This is a genomic window from Citrobacter sp. Cpa228, from assembly GCF_030333085.1.
GTDB classification, from domain to species: domain Bacteria; phylum Pseudomonadota; class Gammaproteobacteria; order Enterobacterales; family Enterobacteriaceae; genus Citrobacter; species Citrobacter pasteurii.
Genome location: NZ_JAOWGQ010000052.1, coordinates 154,938 through 174,207, shown reverse-complemented (window position 1 = coordinate 174,207; position 19,270 = coordinate 154,938). Strand labels below are relative to the sequence as shown.

The window sequence follows — 19,270 nt, the reverse complement described above, 5'->3', positions numbered from 1 at the left end:
TAAGGAGGTGATCCAACCGCAGGTTCCCCTACGGTTACCTTGTTACGACTTCACCCCAGTCATGAATCACAAAGTGGTAAGCGCCCTCCCGAAGGTTAAGCTACCTACTTCTTTTGCAACCCACTCCCATGGTGTGACGGGCGGTGTGTACAAGGCCCGGGAACGTATTCACCGTGGCATTCTGATCCACGATTACTAGCGATTCCGACTTCATGGAGTCGAGTTGCAGACTCCAATCCGGACTACGACATACTTTATGAGGTCCGCTTGCTCTCGCGAGGTCGCTTCTCTTTGTATATGCCATTGTAGCACGTGTGTAGCCCTACTCGTAAGGGCCATGATGACTTGACGTCATCCCCACCTTCCTCCAGTTTATCACTGGCAGTCTCCTTTGAGTTCCCGACCGAATCGCTGGCAACAAAGGATAAGGGTTGCGCTCGTTGCGGGACTTAACCCAACATTTCACAACACGAGCTGACGACAGCCATGCAGCACCTGTCTCACGGTTCCCGAAGGCACTAAAGCATCTCTGCTAAATTCCGTGGATGTCAAGAGTAGGTAAGGTTCTTCGCGTTGCATCGAATTAAACCACATGCTCCACCGCTTGTGCGGGCCCCCGTCAATTCATTTGAGTTTTAACCTTGCGGCCGTACTCCCCAGGCGGTCGACTTAACGCGTTAGCTCCGGAAGCCACGCCTCAAGGGCACAACCTCCAAGTCGACATCGTTTACGGCGTGGACTACCAGGGTATCTAATCCTGTTTGCTCCCCACGCTTTCGCACCTGAGCGTCAGTCTTTGTCCAGGGGGCCGCCTTCGCCACCGGTATTCCTCCAGATCTCTACGCATTTCACCGCTACACCTGGAATTCTACCCCCCTCTACAAGACTCTAGCCTGCCAGTTTCGGATGCAGTTCCCAGGTTGAGCCCGGGGATTTCACATCCGACTTGACAGACCGCCTGCGTGCGCTTTACGCCCAGTAATTCCGATTAACGCTTGCACCCTCCGTATTACCGCGGCTGCTGGCACGGAGTTAGCCGGTGCTTCTTCTGCGAGTAACGTCAATTGCTGCGGTTATTAACCTCAGCACCTTCCTCCTCGCTGAAAGTACTTTACAACCCGAAGGCCTTCTTCATACACGCGGCATGGCTGCATCAGGCTTGCGCCCATTGTGCAATATTCCCCACTGCTGCCTCCCGTAGGAGTCTGGACCGTGTCTCAGTTCCAGTGTGGCTGGTCATCCTCTCAGACCAGCTAGGGATCGTCGCCTAGGTGAGCCGTTACCCCACCTACTAGCTAATCCCATCTGGGCACATCCGATGGCAAGAGGCCCGAAGGTCCCCCTCTTTGGTCTTGCGACGTTATGCGGTATTAGCTACCGTTTCCAGTAGTTATCCCCCTCCATCGGGCAGTTTCCCAGACATTACTCACCCGTCCGCCACTCGTCACCCAAGGAGCAAGCTCCTCTGTGCTACCGTTCGACTTGCATGTGTTAGGCCTGCCGCCAGCGTTCAATCTGAGCCATGATCAAACTCTTCAATTTAAGTTTGATGCTCGTGAATTAAACTTCGTAATGAATTACGTGTTCACTCAGAGACTTGGTATTCATTTTTCGTCTTGCGACGTTAAGAATCCGTATCTTCGAGTGCCCACACAGATTGTCTGATAAATTGTTAAAGAGCAGTGCCGCTTCGCTTTTTCTCAGCGGCGCGGGGTGTGCATAATACGCCATCCCGCCACGAAGTCAAGCATTTAATTTCGCTTTCTTCGCCGGAGTTCTCAGTGGAACCCCGCTGACCCGGCGGCTTGCGTGCCGTTGTTCCGTGTCAGTGGAGGCGCATTATAGGGAGTTATTTCAGGCTGACAAGTTAAAAATACAAAAAACTTATCAAGCGATTATTTTTCAATCAATAACGCTATTCTTGCCTGGTTATTAAACAAAAACGAGCCCCGCAGGGCCCGTTTATTGAGGTTTTGTGACTTACTGCACTGCCACAATGCGATCGTCATTCACTTCCAGACGAATCGTTTTGCCTGGAATCAGCTCACCAGACAAGATTTGCTGTGCCAGTGGGTTTTCGATCTGCTGCTGGATAGCACGTTTCAATGGACGTGCACCATATACCGGATCGTAACCATTCACACTCAGCAATTTAAGCGCTTCGTCAGAGATGTGGATTTCATAACCACGCTCTTCCAGACGTTTGTACAGACGCTGCAGCTGAATTTTGGCAATAGAGGCAATGTGTTTCTCACCCAATGGGTGGAATACAACAACCTCATCTATACGGTTGATGAATTCCGGGCGGAAGTTCTGGCTCACGACACCCAGCACCATATCTTTCATATGGCTGTAATCCAGCTCACCGAAACGCTCCTGAATCAGATCAGAGCCCAGATTCGAGGTCATGATGACAACCGTATTACGGAAATCGACCGTTCTCCCCTGCCCATCAGTCAGACGACCATCGTCAAGCACCTGCAACAGAATGTTGAAGACATCCGGATGTGCTTTTTCCACTTCATCCAGCAGAATGACCGAATAAGGACGACGACGTACCGCTTCCGTCAGGTACCCACCTTCTTCATAACCGACATATCCCGGAGGCGCACCTACCAGGCGAGATACCGAGTGTTTCTCCATAAACTCGGACATATCGATACGGACCATCGCATCGTCACTGTCGAACATAAAGTTCGCCAGTGCTTTGCACAGCTCGGTTTTACCGACACCGGTTGGCCCCAGGAACAAGAATGAACCAATCGGACGATTCGGATCAGACAATCCTGCACGGCTACGACGGATGGCGTTAGATACCGCTTCTACCGCTTCGTTCTGGCCAATCACGTGGCTGTGCAGATCCTGCTCCATCCGCAATAATTTTTCCCGCTCGCCTTCCAGCATACGAGCCACCGGGATACCGGTCCAGCGCGCCAGCACTTCAGCGATTTCTGCATCCGTCACTTTATTACGCAGCAGACGCATAGTTTTACCTTCAGACTGGGTCGCTGCTTCCAGCTGTTTTTCCAGTTCCGGAATTTTGCCGTACTGCAGTTCAGACATGCGCGCCAGATCACCGACACGACGTGCCTGTTCGATAGCGATTTTTGCCTGTTCCAGCTCTGCCTTGATGGTTTGCGTGCCGGAGAGAGAAGCTTTTTCAGCTTTCCACTCTTCTTCTAACTCTGAATACTGGCGCTCTTTGTCGTCCAGTTCTTCATTAAGCATATCAAGACGTTTTTTGCTCGCCTCATCAGACTCTTTCATTAACGCCTGCTGTTCCAGTTTGAGCTGGATAATACGGCGATCGAGTCTGTCGAGCTCTTCCGGCTTAGAGTCAATCTGCATACGGATACTGGACGCAGCTTCATCGATAAGGTCGATAGCTTTATCCGGCAACTGACGGTCAGCAATGTAGCGGTGAGACAGCGTGGCAGCCGCAACAATTGCCGGGTCAGTAATCTGCACGTGGTGGTGCAGCTCATAACGCTCTTTCAGCCCACGCAAAATCGCGATGGTATCTTCTACTGAAGGTTCGGCCACAAACACTTTCTGGAAACGACGCTCCAGCGCCGCATCTTTTTCGATGTACTGGCGGTATTCATCAAGCGTGGTCGCCCCTACGCAGTGCAGCTCCCCGCGCGCCAGCGCCGGTTTCAACATGTTGCCGGCGTCCATCGCACCATCGGCTTTACCTGCACCGACCATAGTATGCAACTCATCGATAAACAGGATGACATTGCCTTCCTGTTTAGAAAGATCGTTGAGCACTCCTTTTAAACGTTCTTCAAACTCACCACGATATTTGGCTCCAGCCACCAGCGCGCCCATATCCAGCGCCAGCACGCGACGACCTTTTAACCCTTCAGGTACTTCACCGTTAATGATTCGCTGTGCCAGCCCTTCGACGATAGCGGTTTTACCAACACCTGGCTCACCGATCAAAACCGGGTTATTTTTAGTACGACGTTGCAGCACCTGAATAGTGCGGCGAATTTCTTCATCACGACCAATAACCGGATCGAGTTTGCCTTGTTCGGCGCGTTCGGTCAGGTCGACGGTATATTTTTTCAAGGCCTGACGTTGGTCTTCAGCCCCCTGGTCATTCACGCTTTCACCTCCACGCATTTGTTCAATTGCCTGAGTGATATTGGCGGTTGTCGCTCCAGCTGATTTTAATAAATCGGTCAGCGTACCGCGTGACTCAAGCGCCGCCAGAACGAACAGTTCTGACGAAATAAAGTTGTCCCCACGTTTTTGCGCCAGCTTGTCGCAAAGATTCAGTACGCGCACCAGATCCTGAGAAGGCTGCACATCACCACCGGTACCTTCTACCTGCGGCAAGCGGCTCAACGCCTGGTCAATCGCTGTGCGTAACTGGCCAGCATTAATGCCAGCGGACGTTAACAAAGGACGAACCGATCCCCCTTCCTGATTCAGCAAGGCGCTCATTAGATGAAGTGGTTCGATGAATTGATTGTCGTGCCCCAATGCGAGTGACTGGGCATCGGCAAGAGCAAGCTGGAATTTATTGGTAAGACGATCCAGACGCATAACTCCTCCCATAACAGGTCAAAATTGCTACTGGAGATTAAATGAGGTCATCCCTCAATTATTCAAGGTGAATGACCTGAATTATGTGAAAAGAAAATTACACGTACCGGATCGTCTTGATTCTTTAGGTTATATCAGCCAAATAAAACTTGCCATACGACCCGTGGTATTGTCGCGACGATAAGAGAAGAACGTCTCACTTTCGCTGAAGGTGCAATGGTCACCACCGTAGACGTTCTCAACCCCCACATTTGCCAGACGCTGGCGCGCAAGCTGGTAGATATCCGCCAGATATTTTTCACCACGCGGCACAAATGCACTGTCAGCGTGCGGATCTTTTGCCATAAACGCTTCGCGGACTTCTGCTCCCACTTCAAACGCGTCCGGGCCAATCGCCGGCCCTAACCAGGCAATAATGTTTTCCGGTTTATCGGCAAAGCACGCCACCGTTTCTTCCAGCACACCTTCACATAACCCGCGCCAGCCCGCATGGGCCGCCGCCACCTCTGTTCCAGCACGATTACAAAACAGCACCGGCAGACAGTCCGCCGTCATCACCGCACATACGGTGCCTGGCGTATTACTGTAAGACGCATCTGCACGTTTAGATAAGTATGGCCCGCCGCTTAACTTCAGGACGTCTTTACCGTGTACCTGTTCAAGCCAGACGGGTTTCGAAGGCAGATTGCCCGCAGCAAACAGCCGCTTGCGGTTCTCTTCCACATGCTCCGGATTATCACCACAATGGGCACCCAGGTTAAGCGAATCATAGGGCGACAGACTGACGCCGCCAATGCGGGTAGAACTACAGGCCGCGACACCCTGAGGTATCGGCCACTGCGGGACAATTAGCTTACTCATAGCCAGGCAACATCATCCTTATGCTCTTCGAAATCAGCGCGCATCACTTCGATAAGCTCCACCATATCTTGCGGAATCGGCGCATGCCATTCCATCTCAATACCGGAAATCGGGTGATACAAACGCAACATGGTCGCGTGCAGCGCCTGACGGTCAAACTTACGCAGCACGGAGATAAACTCGTCAGAAGCGCCTTTCGGTGGACGCGGACGACCACCGTAGACCTGGTCGCCCACCAGCGGATGGGTGATATGCGCCATGTGCACGCGGATCTGGTGCGTACGTCCGGTTTCCAGACGCAACCGCAGACGCGTGTGCACACGGAAATGCTCCATAATGCGATAGTGCGTTACCGCAGGTTTCCCCATTGGATGCACTGACATATGCGTACGTTTGGTTGGATGACGGCTGATCGGTTCTTCGACTGTACCGCCCGCTGTCATGTGACCAATCGCCACGGCTTCATACTCACGAGTGATTTCGCGCAGCTGCAGTGACTCCACCAGACGCGTTTGCGCCGGGACAGTTTTCGCCACAACCATAAGTCCGGTTGTGTCTTTATCCAGACGGTGTACGATACCGGCACGAGGAACATCCGCGATTGGCGGGTAGTAATGCAGTAACGCATTCAATACCGTACCATCAGGATTACCTGCGCCCGGATGTACCACCAGGTCACGGGGTTTGTTGATGACAAGAATGTCGTCATCTTCATAAACGATATCCAGTGGGATATCCTGAGCTTCAAAACGAACCTCTTCATCAATTTCAGCATTGATGGAGACACGCTCTCCACCTAACACTTTTTCTTTCGGCTTATCGCAAAGATTGCCATTTACCAGTACGCGCTGGTCGAGGATCCATTCTTTTATGCGCGATCGCGAATAATCAGGGAACAATTCGGCCAAAGCCTGATCTAAGCGTTGACCAAGCTGATTTTCGGAGACTGTTGCGGTGAGTTCTACTCGTTGTGCCATAAACTGCTTCTTCGTTTAACGTTGGGTTTTACGGCTTTGCCGTTTAATATAGTGTGCTATTGTAGCTGGTCTTAACCGGGAGCAGGAACAGAGAATCTCCCGTATTACATTTTGAGGAAAGTCAAAACGTCATGACGCGCATGAAATATCTGGTGGCAGCAGCCACGTTGAGCCTGTTTTTGGCGGGTTGCTCTGGTTCAAAGGAAGAGGTGCCCGATAATCCGCCAAATGAAATCTACGCGACTGCTCAGCAAAAGCTGCAGGACGGTAACTGGAAACAGGCAATAACGCAATTGGAAGCGTTGGATAACCGCTATCCATTTGGACCGTATTCTCAGCAGGTGCAATTAGATCTCATCTACGCCTACTACAAAAACGCCGATCTGCCACTTGCTCAGGCTGCCATCGATCGTTTTATCCGTCTTAATCCGACACACCCTAATATTGATTATGTCATGTATATGCGTGGCCTGACCAATATGGCGTTGGACGATAGCGCGCTTCAAGGATTCTTTGGCGTCGATCGTAGCGATCGCGATCCACAGCATGCCCGAGCTGCGTTTAATGACTTTTCCAAACTGGTACGTGGTTATCCGAACAGCCAGTACACCACCGATGCCACGAAGCGTCTGGTGTTCCTGAAAGATCGTCTGGCGAAGTATGAATACTCTGTTGCTGAGTATTATACCGCCCGTGGCGCATGGGTTGCAGTCGTGAACCGTGTGGAAGGTATGCTGCGTGACTATCCGGATACGCAGGCAACGCGTGATGCCCTGCCGTTGATGGAAAATGCTTATCGCCAGATGCAGATGAATGCCCAGGCAGAAAAAGTAGCGAAAATCATTGCCGCTAACAGCAGCAACACCTGATTGACCTCAGAATGCAAAACGGCAGCCCAAGGGCTGCCGTTTTTTTATCCGTTAACACCACAACTGAAGCGGTTTAGCTGCGACGCATCCTATCAAATATGGCCTGCTTTCAGGTATTCCTCAAGTAAAAAATCGCCTGTTCCTGCGGTGCCTCACAAAAAGGTTTTCTTGACAAAAAGCGACAAAAATATGTGATTTAGATCACATATTTTGACATTAGGAACGGTATGCTGGAATCACCAAGACGGGAAAGACAAGAGGTAAAATTTATGACAATGAACATTACCAGTAAACAAATGGAAATTACTCCGGCAATTCGCCAGCATGTCGCAGACCGTCTCGCCAAACTGGATAAATGGCAAACTCATCTGATTAATCCACATATCATTCTGTCTAAGGAGCCACAGGGTTTCATTGCTGATGCCACCATCAATACACCGAACGGACATCTGGTCGCCAGCGCAAAACACGAGGATATGTACACCGCCATTAACGATTTGATCAACAAGCTGGAACGGCAGCTCAATAAAGTGCAGCACAAAGGCGAAGCCCGTCGTGCAACAACTTCAGTAAAAGACGCCAACTTCGTCGAAGCAGAAGAAGAGTAGTCCCTTACATTGAGTGTATCGCCAACGCGCCTTCGGGCGCGTTTTTTGTTGACAGGGTGAAAACAGTACGGGTACTTTACTGATATAGCCTAAGGAAAATTACATGAAACTTGTCCCGTTCTTCTTCGCATTCTTTTTTACCTTCCCCTGAATGGGAGGCGTTTCGTCGTGTGATAAAGAATGCGAAGACGAACAATAAGGCCTCCCACAACGGGGGGCCTTTTTTATTGATAACAAGAAAGGCAACACTATGACATCGGAAAACCCATTGCTGGCGCTGCGCGATAAGATAAGCACGCTGGATGAAAAATTACTGGCCCTGCTGGCAGAACGACGTGGTCTGGCGGTAGAGGTCGGCAAAGCCAAGTTGCTGTCTCATCGCCCAGTACGCGATATTGATCGGGAACGCGATCTGCTGGACCGTTTAATTCAGCTTGGTAAAGCGCATCACCTCGATGCCCACTACATCACGCGCCTGTTCCAACTAATTATCGAAGACTCCGTCCTGACGCAACAGGCACTGCTGCAGCAGCACCTGAACAAAATCAATCCGCACTCTGCACGCGTAGCCTTCCTGGGACCAAAAGGCTCTTACTCACACCTCGCCGCCCGTCAGTACGCCGCACGTCATTTTGAGCAGTTTATTGAAAGCGGCTGCGCGAAATTTGCCGATATCTTTAATCAGGTTGAGACCGGACAGGCAGACTACGCGGTAGTGCCTATTGAAAACACCAGCTCCGGCGGGATCAACGACGTTTACGACCTGCTACAACACACCAGCCTGTCTATCGTTGGCGAGATGACTATCACGATTGACCACTGTGTACTGGTGTCCGGCACAACAGATCTCGAGACTATTGAAACGGTTTACAGCCATCCGCAGCCGTTCCAGCAGTGCAGCAAATTCCTGAATCGCCATCCACACTGGAAGATTGAGTACACCGAAAGCACCTCAGCAGCAATGGAAAAAGTTGCGCAGGCTAACTCGCCGCGCGTGGCGGCTCTTGGGAGCGAAGCCGGAGGCGTGCTGTATGGTTTGCAGGTTCTTGAGCACATTGAAGCTAACCAGACGCAAAACATTACCCGCTTCGTGGTACTGGCACGTAAAGCAATCAATGTTTCTGACCAGGTGCCAGCGAAAACCACGCTGCTAATGGCGACAGGACAACAGGCCGGCGCGTTGGTTGAAGCGCTGCTGGTACTGCGTAACCATAATCTGATTATGACCAAGCTGGAATCACGCCCGATTCACGGCAATCCGTGGGAAGAGATGTTTTATCTTGATATCCAGGCCAACCTGGAATCGCCCCAAATGCAAAAAGCATTGAAAGAGCTGAGTGAGATTACACGTTCGATGAAAGTACTGGGATGCTATCCGAGTGAGAACGTGGTGCCGGTCGATCCGAGCTAACGTTTGACAATGCCGGATGGCACTACGCTTATCCGGCCTACAATTCATGCGATTTTTGTAGGCCGGATAAGGCGAAGCCGCCATCCGGCGTCTTAATTAAGGACGGCTGTCATTCGCCTGGCGCAACAGAGTGCGGCTTTCACTCTGGAAGCGCTGCGCATAATCGCCAAACCAATGTTCTACCTTACGGAAGCTGTCGATAAACGCTTGCTTATCGCCCTGCTCCAGTAAACCGATCGCCTCACCAAAACGTTGGTAGTAGCGCTTGATCAGCGCAAGGTTGCTCTCAGACGACATAATAATATCGGCATAGAGCTGAGGATCCTGGGCAAACAGACGGCCAACCATTGCCAGTTCAAGACGGTAAATAGGTGAAGAAAGAGCCAGCAACTGCTCCAGTTGCACATTCTCCTCCGCTAAATGCAGCCCATAAGCAAATGTCGCAAAGTGGCGTAGCGCCTGAATGAACGCCATATTCTGGTCGTGTTCAACGGCGCTGATCCGATGCAGCCGCGCCCCCCATACCTGAATCTGTTCCAGAAACCACTGATAGGCTTCCGGCTGCCGCCCATCACACCAGACGACGACCTGCTTGGCCAGACTGCCGCTGTCCGGACCAAACATCGGATGCAATCCCACCACCGGGCCATCGTGTGCCGCCAGCATCGCCTGTAAAGGACCGTTTTTCACCGATGCCAAATCGACCAGGATACAGTCAGAAGGCAAACGCGGTAATTTGGCGATCACCTGCTCGGTGACGTGGATCGGCACACTGACGATCACCATGCCGGCATCAGAGACGATCTCCGACGCACGCTCCCAGTCCTGTTGTTCCAGGATCCGCACCTGGTAACCTGACAGGGTGAGCATTTTCTCAAACAGGCGCCCCATCTGACCACCGCCACCGACGATCACCACCGGGCGCAGAGAAGGACAAAGCGTTTTAAACCCTTTGTCATTTTCACTGGAGTAGGACTCGCGCATCACCCGACGCAACACATCCTCAATCAGATCCGGCGGTACGCCCAGGGCTTCCGCCTCTGCCCTGCGGGAGGCCAGCATAGAGGCTTCCCGCTCCGGCACGTAGATCGGCAACCCAAAACGGCTTTTTACTTCACCAACTTCGGCAACCAGCTCCAGACGGCGTGCCAGTAAATCCAGCAACGCCTTGTCGACTTCATCAATTTGATCGCGTAATGCGGTCAATTCAGCAACCATAACCAACCTCTTATGCTACACGCGCCGTCAGCTGGCCGTTTAAATCCTGGCTAATTTCACGCAGTAGCGCATCCGTCATTTCCCAGCTAATGCAGGCATCGGTTACGGAGACGCCGTATTTCATTTCGCTACGCGGCTGTTCGGAGGACTGGTTGCCTTCGTGAATATTACTTTCAATCATCAAGCCAATGATCGAGCGATTGCCATCTTTGATTTGTGCAATCACGGATTCAGCCACGGCTGGCTGGCGACGGTAATCTTTATTGGAATTACCATGACTGCAATCTACCATCAGAGAAGGTCGTAGTCCTGCCTGCTCCATCTCTTTTTCACACTGGGCGACATCCGCCGGGCTGTAGTTCGGCGCTTTACCGCCACGCAGGATCACGTGACCATCTGGATTACCCTGCGTTTGCAGCAGTGCAACCTGCCCGGCCTGGTTAATACCAACAAAGCGGTGCGACTGTGCCGCCGCTCGCATGGCATTAATGGCGGTCGCCAGACTCCCATCTGTACCATTCTTAAAACCAACCGGCATGGAAAGACCAGAAGCCATTTCACGATGCGTCTGTGATTCAGTGGTACGCGCACCGATAGCAGACCAGCTAAACAGATCGCCCAGGTATTGCGGGCTGTTTGGATCTAACGCTTCTGTTGCCAGCGGTAGCCCCATATTCACCAATTCAAGCAGCAACTGACGCGCAATTTTCAGACCCGCTTCAACATCAAAAGAGCCATCCATATGAGGATCGTTAATCAACCCTTTCCAGCCGACGGTGGTACGGGGCTTTTCAAAGTAGACGCGCATCACCAGGTAGAGGCTATCGCTGACCTCTGCGGCAAGGGCTTTAAATCGACGAGCGTACTCAATAGCCGCTTCAGGATCGTGAATCGAGCATGGACCACACACCACCAGCAGTCGCGGGTCGCGCCCAGAGATAATGTCTGAAATGGTTTTACGCGACTGAGCGATTTGCGCCTCCTGTGCGAGGCTCAGCGGAAATTCCGCTTTAAGCTGCTCTGGGGTCATCAGAACCTGTTCGTCGGTAATGTGTACGTTGTTCAGCGCGTCTTTTTGCATGATGGTGATCCTGTTTAGCTCGTTTGCGATAGTTTTCCTCAGCGAGGAGGTAATCACGATAACACAACGGGTAAAGATTTCAATCCACATTCCGTAAATTTTTATTTACGGAATGCCATTTTACAGCAAAAACACCGCAAAATTCCGTACAATTAAATTTACACTCTTCTATATATGAATCCGCTATGCTTTAAAAAAACGGGGAGAACAGGCAATGAAGCAACTCATCTGTACCTTATTTGTATTATTTCTCAGCGGATGTCAGATAGATCCCTATACTTTTACTCCTACCTGGACAGGTACCGACTGGTTTGATGCCGGGATACAGGATGCCATTTCAGGCCATGTCGTTAAAGATAACGAGACACTTGCCGACAACTACAATGACCCGGAGGTCGATCGTGCCCAATATCTTAAGGGGTACGCCGAAGGACAAAGGAAAACCTGTCAGCAGGACTTTGTTTACGCGAGAGGATTGACCGGCAAAACCTTCCCCGCCAGTTGTGACACGGTAGACAATGTCAGTCGGTTACATGAGGCATGGCAAAAAGGAGCAAACGAAGGAGCGGCCTCAACAAGGTTAAATTAAACAAGAGCTTAAATTTTATAAATTAATGAGATTTAACTTAAATACTCAATACGCTCATTCCAGGAATAATGACGCCCTGGGAAAATAATGTTATTTTGTTGCAAACAATCTTGAATGTATATCGACGCAATACGGCAAACGCTGGTAGGTACCTATTCATGAGCTTTTCTTACCGACTCATACTTCTACTGGCACTGCTTCTGACCGGATTACCTCTGTACGCTCACAGCGTCACGGAAGAGGCAAAATCTGTGCGCTCTATGGTTTCCGGTATCGTCAGTTATACACGCTGGCCAGCACTTTCAGGGCCACCAAAACTGTGTATATTCTCTTCTTCGCGCTTTTCCAGCGTGCTGGAAGATACCCGAGCAGGAGCACTACCCTATCTTCCTGTCATCATTCATACGGAACAAGAAGTTTTAGTTGCGCAGTGTGATGGTTTTTATTTTGGAAAAGAAAGCCCCACATATCAGGCTGAACTAAAGAATAAATATCCTACTAAGGCATTGTTATTAATTGCCGAACAGAATCCCGAATGCGTTATTGGCAGCGCTTTTTGCCTCATAATTAAAGATGAAGACGTGAGATTTTCCGTAAATATGGATTCCCTGTCACGCAGCGGTGTAAGGGTGAGTCCAGACGTATTGATGCTTGCGCGGAATAAAAAGCATGAATAAGGGTCCTTCTCCCATAAAACGCCCAACGTTCAAGCGGACGCTGCGGCGTATCAGCATCGTCAGCGTACTGGTAACCATGACGCTGATTTGGCTGCTGCTTAGCATTTCGTCTGTGCTGGCTTTGAAGCAATACGCACAAAAGAACCTGGATCTCACAGCAGCAACCATGACCCGCACGCTCGAAGCAGCATTAGTCTTTTCGGATAGCGTTGCAGCGTCGGAAACGCTGGCGGCACTGGGACAGCAAGGGCAATTTTCAGTTGCAGAAGTCCGCAATCAAAAGCAGAAAGTGATCGCCACCTGGCGCTATGACGCGCAGGATACTACTGACAAAATCAGCGGTATCATCAGCCACTGGCTATTCCCGCAACCGGTAACTCAGCCCATTTTGCACAATGGCGACGTTATTGGTGAAGTGCGCCTGATTGCTCGCGACAGCGTTATTAGCCATTTCATTTATTTGTCGCTGGCCGTTCTTACCGGATGCATTTTACTGGCATCGGGTATTGCATTAATGCTTACTCGTTATTTACACAATGGTGTCGTGGACGCCCTGCAAAATATTACTGAGGTGGTACATGATGTTCGTACCAATCGTAATTTCTCACGGCGCGTATCTGAAGAACGGATTGAAGAATTTCATCTGTTTGCGCAGGACTTTAATAGCCTGCTGGATGAGATGGAAGAGTGGCAACTACGTCTCCAGGCAAAGAATGCCCAACTGTTGCGTACCGCGCTACATGACCCTTTGACTGGTCTTGCGAACCGTGCCGCATTTCGTAGCAGTATTAACGCACTGATGAACGACGACGCGGCCCACAGCAGCTCTGCGTTGTTATTCCTTGATGGCGATAATTTTAAATTTATTAATGATACCTGGGGACACGCTGCGGGCGATCGAGTCCTGATTGAAGTCGCAAAAAGGCTGGCCGAATTTGGTGGTAATCGGCATCACCCATACCGACTTGGCGGCGATGAATTTGCCATGGTGCTTTACAGCGTCCATTCTGAATACGAAGTTCAACGTATCTGCACGGCGTTGTCGCAAGAGTTTAATCGACCTTTTGACCTGCATAACGGTCATCTGGCAAGCATGACACTCAGTATTGGTTTTGCGCTGACGTGGGAACATGCCTCTGCCGAGAAATTACAAGAACTTGCCGATCACAATATGTATCAGGCTAAAAATTTGCGCGCTGAGCGCATTATTAAAAAATAAGGAATTACACACATGCTAAAACGTTTATTATCCCCGTTTATTCTCATCATGCTGATTCTGGCCGGTTGTCAGGCACCTCAGGGGAAATTTACCCCAGAGCAAATTGCAGCGATGAAATCGTACGGATTCACTGAAGCTTCAGGAGACTGGTCGCTGGGTTTGTCTGACACTATCCTGTTTGACAAAAACGACTATAAACTCCGCCCTGAAAGTGAAAAGCAAATCCAAGAAATGGCGTCCAAACTGGCTGCTACCGGGTTAAACCATGCTCGTCTGGATGGTCACACCGATAACTATGGTGAGGACAGCTACAACGAAGCTCTGTCACTCAAACGCGCCAATGTGGTTGCAGACGCCTGGGCTCAGGGTGCCAATATTCCACGTACTAACCTGACAACCCGAGGGCTCGGGAAGAAATACCCGCTTGCCAGCAACCAGACTTCAAAAGGCCGTGCCGAAAACCGCCGCGTTGCAGTCGTGATCTCGACACCGTAATCAATATCCAACTGGCTGCGCGTCGCGCAGTCATCTAATAAAAAAACAAAAAATAAAGGTCGGAATAAAAAAAGGGCCAGCCTTTCGGCCAGCCCTTTTCTAACAGGATGTCGCTTGCGCGAATCTTAGTTAAGACGCTCTTTGATACGAGCAGACTTACCAGTACGCTCACGCAGGTAGTACAGTTTAGCTTTACGAACAGCACCACGACGTTTAACAGCAATGCTGTCAACTACCGGAGAGTGAGTCTGGAAGACACGCTCAACGCCTTCGCCGTTGGAAATTTTACGAACAGTGAATGCAGAGTGCAGACCGCGGTTACGAATAGCGATAACCACGCCCTCGAATGCCTGCAGACGTTTTTTGGAACCTTCAACAACCCATACTTTCACTTCCACGGTATCACCCGGACGGAAGGAAGGTACGTCCTGCTTCATCTGTTCTTGTTCAAGTTGCTTAATAATGTTGCTCATAATTTAATCTCTTATCCTGGGTAAACTGATATTGGGGGTCTCAGACCAGCCCATCATGTTTATGTTGCTGTTGTGCGTGTTCCTTTTTGAACTCCGCCAGCAACCTTGCTTGCTCTTCAGTCAGAGCCAGGTTTTCCAGAAGTTCAGGTCTTCTAAGCCAGGTCCGGCCCAGCGACTGTTTCAAACGCCAGCGACGTATCTCAGCGTGGTTTCCCGACAGTAATACCGCCGGTACCTCCATCTGCTCTAACACTTCAGGTCGGGTATAGTGTGGACAGTCCAGCAACCCGTCAGCAAACGAATCTTCGATTGCTGATGCTTCATGACCCAGAACGCCCGGAATAAACCGGGAAACGGAATCGATCAGCGTCATTGCCGGTAACTCACCACCGCTGAGGACGTAATCGCCGATTGACCATTCTTCGTCAATTTCGGTTTGAATCACGCGCTCATCTATTCCTTCATAGCGACCGCACACCAGAATCAACTTTTGATTCGTTGCCAGTTCGCTAACGCCCGCTTGATCAAGCTTGCGTCCCTGAGGTGACAGATAAATCACCTTTGCGCCTTCACCAGCCGCAGCTTTTGCTGCATGAATGGCATCCCGTAAAGGTTGCACCATCATTAACATCCCCGGTCCGCCGCCGTAAGGACGATCGTCCACGGTACGGTGCCGGTCATGCGTAAAGTCACGAGGACTCCAGCTCTGGATGTTCAGCAGGCCATTTTTTACTGCCCGGCCAGTTACCCCGTAATCGGTAATTGCACGGAACATTTCTGGAAACAGGCTAACGATACCTATAAACACAAGCCAATCCCCATAACGCCGACTTTTACCGTTTATCCGGTGGTTTAAAAACCAGGATCCCAATCTACTTCAATAGTACGAGTAGCGAGATCGACTTTCTTGATAACCTGCCCATCGAGGAACGGCACAAGACGTTCCTTGATACCAAACGCATCTTTCAGGTTTGCCTTGATGACGATAACGTCATTCGAACCGGTTTCCATCATATCGACGACTTTACCGAGATCGTAGCCCTCAGTGGTCACTACCTGGCAGCCCATAAGGTCTTTCCAGTAGTAGTAACCATCTTCCAGCGCTGGCAACTGCGAGGAATCCACGACAATTTCACAATTAGTCAGTAGATTCGCCGAATCACGATCGTCAACGCCTTTCAGCTTGATGATCAGATCCTGATTGTGGTGCTTCCAGCTTTCCAGCTGTACTTGCTGCCACTGACCCGCCTTCTGGATAAACCAGGGCTGATAGTCAAAAATGCTTTCGGCGTCTTCAGTGGAAGAAAACACTCTGAGCCAACCACGGATACCGTAAGAAGACCCCATTTTCCCCAAAACAATGGGTTCCACAGGAGCCTGTGCGGCGAGTTGCTTGCTCATCATGACCACCGTGACAGATTAAGCTGCTTTGTTTGCTGCTTTGATCAGCGTAGCTACGCGATCAGAAATAGTCGCGCCCTGGCCAACCCAGTGAGCGATGCGATCCAGATCCAGGCGAGTGCCTTCTTCTTTTTCGCTAGCGATTGGGTTAAAGAAGCCAACGCGCTCGATGAAGCGACCGTTGCGTGCATTACGGCTGTCGGTAACAACAACCTGGTAGAACGGACGCTTTTTAGCGCCGTGACGAGCTAAACGAATAGTAACCATAACATCCTCTTGTGTGAATAAAACACCGGGCCCCATCGAGGGAAGGGACCCGGTGTCATATTAAAAGCCCGAAAATTTTACTGATTTCTGGGGAAAATGCAATCAGCAGTTGATAACTCTGCTATAAAAGGTCGTCGGCGGTGCCGTCAGTTCGGTACCGGCGTGCGCGCAGCCACCGGAGCGTACACGCAGTACGTGAGGATGGCGAGCACACCCCGGTGCCGAAATGGCAAACAAGCCAGGCCGATTAGCGACCAGGAAAACCGGGCGGCATCATCCCCTTCATACCACGCATCATCTTCGCCATACCGCCCTTCTTCATTTTCTTCATCATGCGCTGCATGTCGTCGAACTGTTTCAGAAGACGGTTAACGTCCTGTACCTGCATCCCGCAGCCCAGTGCGATACGACGTTTGCGGGAGCCTTTGATGATTTCCGGCTTAGCGCGTTCTTTCATCGTCATCGAGTTGATGATGGCTTCCATACGCACCAGCACTTTATCGTCCATCTGCGATTTCACGTTGTCAGGGATTTGCCCCATGCCCGGCAGCTTGCCCATCAGGCTGGCCATGCCGCCCATGTTTTTCATCTGCTTAAGCTGTTCAAGGAAATCATTCAGATCGAAGCCGTCGCCTTTTTTCAGCTTGCTGGCTAATTTCTCTGCCTGTGCACGGTCAACTTTGCTTTCGATATCTTCGATCAGCGACAGCACATCACCCATGCCGAGAATACGTGAGGCAATCCTGTCCGGGTGGAACGGCTCCAGCGCTTCCGTTTTCTCACCAACACCGAGGAACTTAATCGGCTTACCGGTGATATGACGAATAGACAATGCTGCACCGCCACGGGCGTCACCGTCGACTTTAGTCAGTACCACACCGGTCAGCGGCAGTGCTTCGTTAAACGCTTTCGCAGTATTCGCAGCATCCTGACCGGTCATGGCATCGACAACAAACAGCGTTTCTACCGGTTTGATAGAAGCGTGGACCTGTTTGATTTCGTCCATCATCGCTTCGTCAACGTGCAGACGACCGGCGGTATCCACCAGTAGCACGTCGTAGAATTTGAGTTTGGCTTCTTTCAGCGCGGCGTTAACGATATCGACCGGCTTCTGGCCGACGTCAGAAGGGAAGAAGTCCACACCGACCTGTTCGGCCAACGTTTCCAACTGTTTGATCGCCGCCGGGCGATAAACGTCCGCGGAGACCACCAGCACTTTCTTCTTGTGCTTCTCGCGCAGGAATTTACCCAGCTTACCGACGCTCGTGGTTTTACCCGCACCCTGCAGGCCCGCCATAAGCACCACGGCTGGCGGCTGTGCAGCCAGATTCAGGGTCTGGTTTTCTTCGCCCATTGCCGCAACCAGTTCGTTACGGACAATCTTGACGAATTCCTGACCCGGCGTCAGGCTTTTGTTAACTTCATGACCAACCGCTTTCTCTTTTACGCGATTGATAAACTCACGCACTACCGGCAGCGCTACGTCAGCCTCCAGCAGCGCCATGCGCACTTCGCGCAGCGTCTCTTTAACGTTGTCTTCAGTAAGGCGTCCACGGCCACTGATATTGCGCAGCGTGCGCGACAAACGATCGGTTAAATTATCAAACATTGTCTCTCGCCTGGGGTGGAAACGGTCGGTCGCAACAGCGACACATCAACAGAAATTTGTCGCAGTATAACATGAAGCCGCCTTTGTTGTTATGCAACGGTTGGAGCAGCGGTCACGTAACGCTATACTGCTTTTCTTTATTACTGGCCAACTGTCGACACCCATATGCCCGTTTTTGCTCTGTTAGCCCTTGTCGCCTATTCCATCAGCCTTGCGCTGATCGTTCCCGCCCTGCTGCAAAAAAACAGCGGCTGGCGGCGTATGGCTATTCTTTCTGCGGTTATCGCGCTGGTCTGTCACGCGTTTGCCCTGGAAGCACGTATTCTGCCAGGTGGTGAAAGCGGGCAAAACCTGAGCCTGTTGAACGTCGGTTCTCTGGTTAGCCTGATGATCTGTACCGTCATGACCATTGTGGCCTCGCGTAACCGCGGCTGGCTATTGCTACCGATCGTCTATGCGTTTGCATTAATCAATCTGGCATGCGCTACGTTTATGCCCAACGAATACATCACCCACCTTGAAGCCACACCGGGCATGATGATTCACATCGGGCTATCGCTCTTATCCTATGCCACCTTGATTATTGCCGCGCTGTATGCGCTGCAGTTGGCATGGATCGATTATCAGCTCAAAAATAAAAGACTGGCGTTCAACAATGAAATGCCGCCATTGATGAGCATTGAGCGCAAAATGTTTCATATCACCCAGATAGGCGTGGTTCTGCTGACGCTGACGCTGTGTACTGGCCTGTTTTATATGCACAACCTGTTCAGCACAGAAAATATTGATAAAGCCGTTCTGTCTATTGTGGCATGGTTTGTCTATATCGTTCTGCTGTGGGGACATTACCATGAAGGCTGGCGCGGACGTCGTGTCGTCTGGTTTAACGTCGCAGGCGCAGGCATTCTGACGCTGGCCTATTTCGGTAGCCGCATCCTGCAGCAGTTTGTGAGTTAAGTCT

19 protein-coding genes, 1 rRNA gene and 1 other annotated feature are annotated in these 19,270 nt (G+C 50.9%); of the genes, 9 read left to right on the top strand and 11 right to left on the bottom strand.

What is annotated here, in order from left to right; translation table 11 throughout:
- The 4 genes from OGX91_RS16080 to rluD all read right to left on the bottom strand — a co-directional run bounded on the left by OGX91_RS16080 (position 1) and on the right by rluD (position 6,392).
- Positions 1-1,542, bottom strand: a 16S ribosomal RNA gene (locus OGX91_RS16080).
- A 438-nt stretch (positions 1,543-1,980) separates the two neighbouring features.
- Positions 1,981-4,554, bottom strand: a complete 2,574-nt coding sequence (gene clpB / locus OGX91_RS16075; RefSeq protein WP_286626827.1) for an ATP-dependent chaperone ClpB — start codon at positions 4,552-4,554, stop codon at positions 1,981-1,983.
- 129 nt (positions 4,555-4,683) lie between these two features.
- The gene (gene yfiH / locus OGX91_RS16070) at positions 4,684-5,415 is read right to left on the bottom strand and encodes a purine nucleoside phosphorylase YfiH (RefSeq protein ID WP_005130413.1); all 732 of its coding nucleotides are present in this window, start codon (positions 5,413-5,415) and stop codon (positions 4,684-4,686) included.
- Complete coding sequence (gene rluD / locus OGX91_RS16065; protein WP_005130415.1) at positions 5,412-6,392, bottom strand: 23S rRNA pseudouridine(1911/1915/1917) synthase RluD; 981 nt, start codon at positions 6,390-6,392, stop codon at positions 5,412-5,414. Before rluD ends, yfiH begins: the two co-directional genes overlap by 4 nt.
- 131 nt (positions 6,393-6,523) lie before the next feature.
- On the opposite strand from rluD, the gene bamD reads away from it, so the two are divergent.
- The 4 genes from bamD to pheA all read left to right on the top strand — a co-directional run bounded on the left by bamD (position 6,524) and on the right by pheA (position 9,280).
- Positions 6,524-7,261 carry an outer membrane protein assembly factor BamD gene (gene bamD, locus OGX91_RS16060; RefSeq protein ID WP_005130417.1) on the top strand — a complete coding sequence of 246 codons (738 nt, stop codon included), beginning with the start codon at positions 6,524-6,526 and terminating at the stop codon, positions 7,259-7,261.
- A 269-nt stretch (positions 7,262-7,530) separates the two neighbouring features.
- On the top strand, positions 7,531-7,869 hold the full coding sequence (raiA, locus tag OGX91_RS16055) for a ribosome-associated translation inhibitor RaiA (protein ID WP_005130418.1): 339 nt from the start codon (positions 7,531-7,533) through the stop codon (positions 7,867-7,869).
- Between the two features lie 102 nt (positions 7,870-7,971).
- Positions 7,972-8,097 (top strand) — a sequence feature (Phe leader region).
- Positions 7,973-8,020 (top strand): pheA operon leader peptide PheL, encoded by a 48-nt coding sequence (gene pheL / locus OGX91_RS16050; protein ID WP_100250063.1) that lies wholly within the window; start codon positions 7,973-7,975, stop codon positions 8,018-8,020. (Overlaps the previous feature by 48 nt.)
- A gap of 22 nt (positions 8,098-8,119) precedes the next feature.
- Positions 8,120-9,280, top strand: a complete 1,161-nt coding sequence (pheA, locus tag OGX91_RS16045) for a bifunctional chorismate mutase/prephenate dehydratase (protein ID WP_286626824.1) — start codon at positions 8,120-8,122, stop codon at positions 9,278-9,280.
- A gap of 96 nt (positions 9,281-9,376) precedes the next feature.
- Here the strand turns inward: pheA and tyrA are convergent, their stop codons facing one another.
- A complete protein-coding gene (tyrA, locus tag OGX91_RS16040; protein ID WP_199948031.1) occupies positions 9,377-10,498 on the bottom strand; it encodes a bifunctional chorismate mutase/prephenate dehydrogenase in 1,122 nt (373 codons plus the stop codon).
- A gap of 10 nt (positions 10,499-10,508) precedes the next feature.
- Positions 10,509-11,579, bottom strand: a complete 1,071-nt coding sequence (aroF, locus tag OGX91_RS16035; RefSeq protein WP_005130422.1) for a 3-deoxy-7-phosphoheptulonate synthase AroF — start codon at positions 11,577-11,579, stop codon at positions 10,509-10,511.
- 214 nt (positions 11,580-11,793) lie between these two features.
- Between aroF and OGX91_RS16030 the strand changes: the two genes are divergently transcribed.
- The 4 genes from OGX91_RS16030 to OGX91_RS16015 all read left to right on the top strand — a co-directional run bounded on the left by OGX91_RS16030 (position 11,794) and on the right by OGX91_RS16015 (position 14,559).
- On the top strand, positions 11,794-12,168 hold the full coding sequence (locus OGX91_RS16030) for a DUF2799 domain-containing protein (protein ID WP_149692442.1): 375 nt from the start codon (positions 11,794-11,796) through the stop codon (positions 12,166-12,168).
- Between the two features lie 158 nt (positions 12,169-12,326).
- Positions 12,327-12,845 (top strand): regulatory sequestration protein YfiR, encoded by a 519-nt coding sequence (gene yfiR / locus OGX91_RS16025; protein WP_040234078.1) that lies wholly within the window; start codon positions 12,327-12,329, stop codon positions 12,843-12,845.
- The gene (gene dgcN, locus OGX91_RS16020; protein WP_005130426.1) at positions 12,838-14,064 is read left to right on the top strand and encodes a diguanylate cyclase DgcN/YfiN; all 1,227 of its coding nucleotides are present in this window, start codon (positions 12,838-12,840) and stop codon (positions 14,062-14,064) included. Before yfiR ends, dgcN begins: the two co-directional genes overlap by 8 nt.
- A 12-nt stretch (positions 14,065-14,076) precedes the next feature.
- Positions 14,077-14,559 carry an OmpA family protein gene (locus OGX91_RS16015; protein WP_188232267.1) on the top strand — a complete coding sequence of 161 codons (483 nt, stop codon included), beginning with the start codon at positions 14,077-14,079 and terminating at the stop codon, positions 14,557-14,559.
- Positions 14,560-14,684: 125 nt separating this feature from the next.
- Here OGX91_RS16015 and rplS read toward each other — a convergent pair whose 3' ends face one another.
- From rplS to ffh, 5 genes are all read right to left on the bottom strand, one after another.
- Complete coding sequence (gene rplS, locus OGX91_RS16010; RefSeq protein WP_002914145.1) at positions 14,685-15,032, bottom strand: 50S ribosomal protein L19; 348 nt, start codon at positions 15,030-15,032, stop codon at positions 14,685-14,687.
- Between the two features lie 40 nt (positions 15,033-15,072).
- The gene (trmD, locus tag OGX91_RS16005) at positions 15,073-15,840 is read right to left on the bottom strand and encodes a tRNA (guanosine(37)-N1)-methyltransferase TrmD (protein ID WP_005130430.1); all 768 of its coding nucleotides are present in this window, start codon (positions 15,838-15,840) and stop codon (positions 15,073-15,075) included.
- Between the two features lie 44 nt (positions 15,841-15,884).
- Positions 15,885-16,433, bottom strand: a complete 549-nt coding sequence (gene rimM, locus OGX91_RS16000) for a ribosome maturation factor RimM (protein WP_286626833.1) — start codon at positions 16,431-16,433, stop codon at positions 15,885-15,887.
- Between the two features lie 18 nt (positions 16,434-16,451).
- A complete protein-coding gene (gene rpsP, locus OGX91_RS15995) occupies positions 16,452-16,700 on the bottom strand; it encodes a 30S ribosomal protein S16 (protein WP_003031228.1) in 249 nt (82 codons plus the stop codon).
- Between the two features lie 247 nt (positions 16,701-16,947).
- Entirely contained in the window at positions 16,948-18,309 is a 1,362-nt protein-coding gene (gene ffh / locus OGX91_RS15990; RefSeq protein ID WP_286626819.1) for a signal recognition particle protein, read from the bottom strand.
- A gap of 165 nt (positions 18,310-18,474) precedes the next feature.
- Between ffh and OGX91_RS15985 the strand changes: the two genes are divergently transcribed.
- Positions 18,475-19,266, top strand: coding sequence for a cytochrome C assembly family protein (locus OGX91_RS15985; RefSeq protein WP_040234068.1), 792 nt, complete (start codon positions 18,475-18,477; stop codon positions 19,264-19,266).
- Positions 19,267-19,270: the final 4 nt, after the last annotated feature.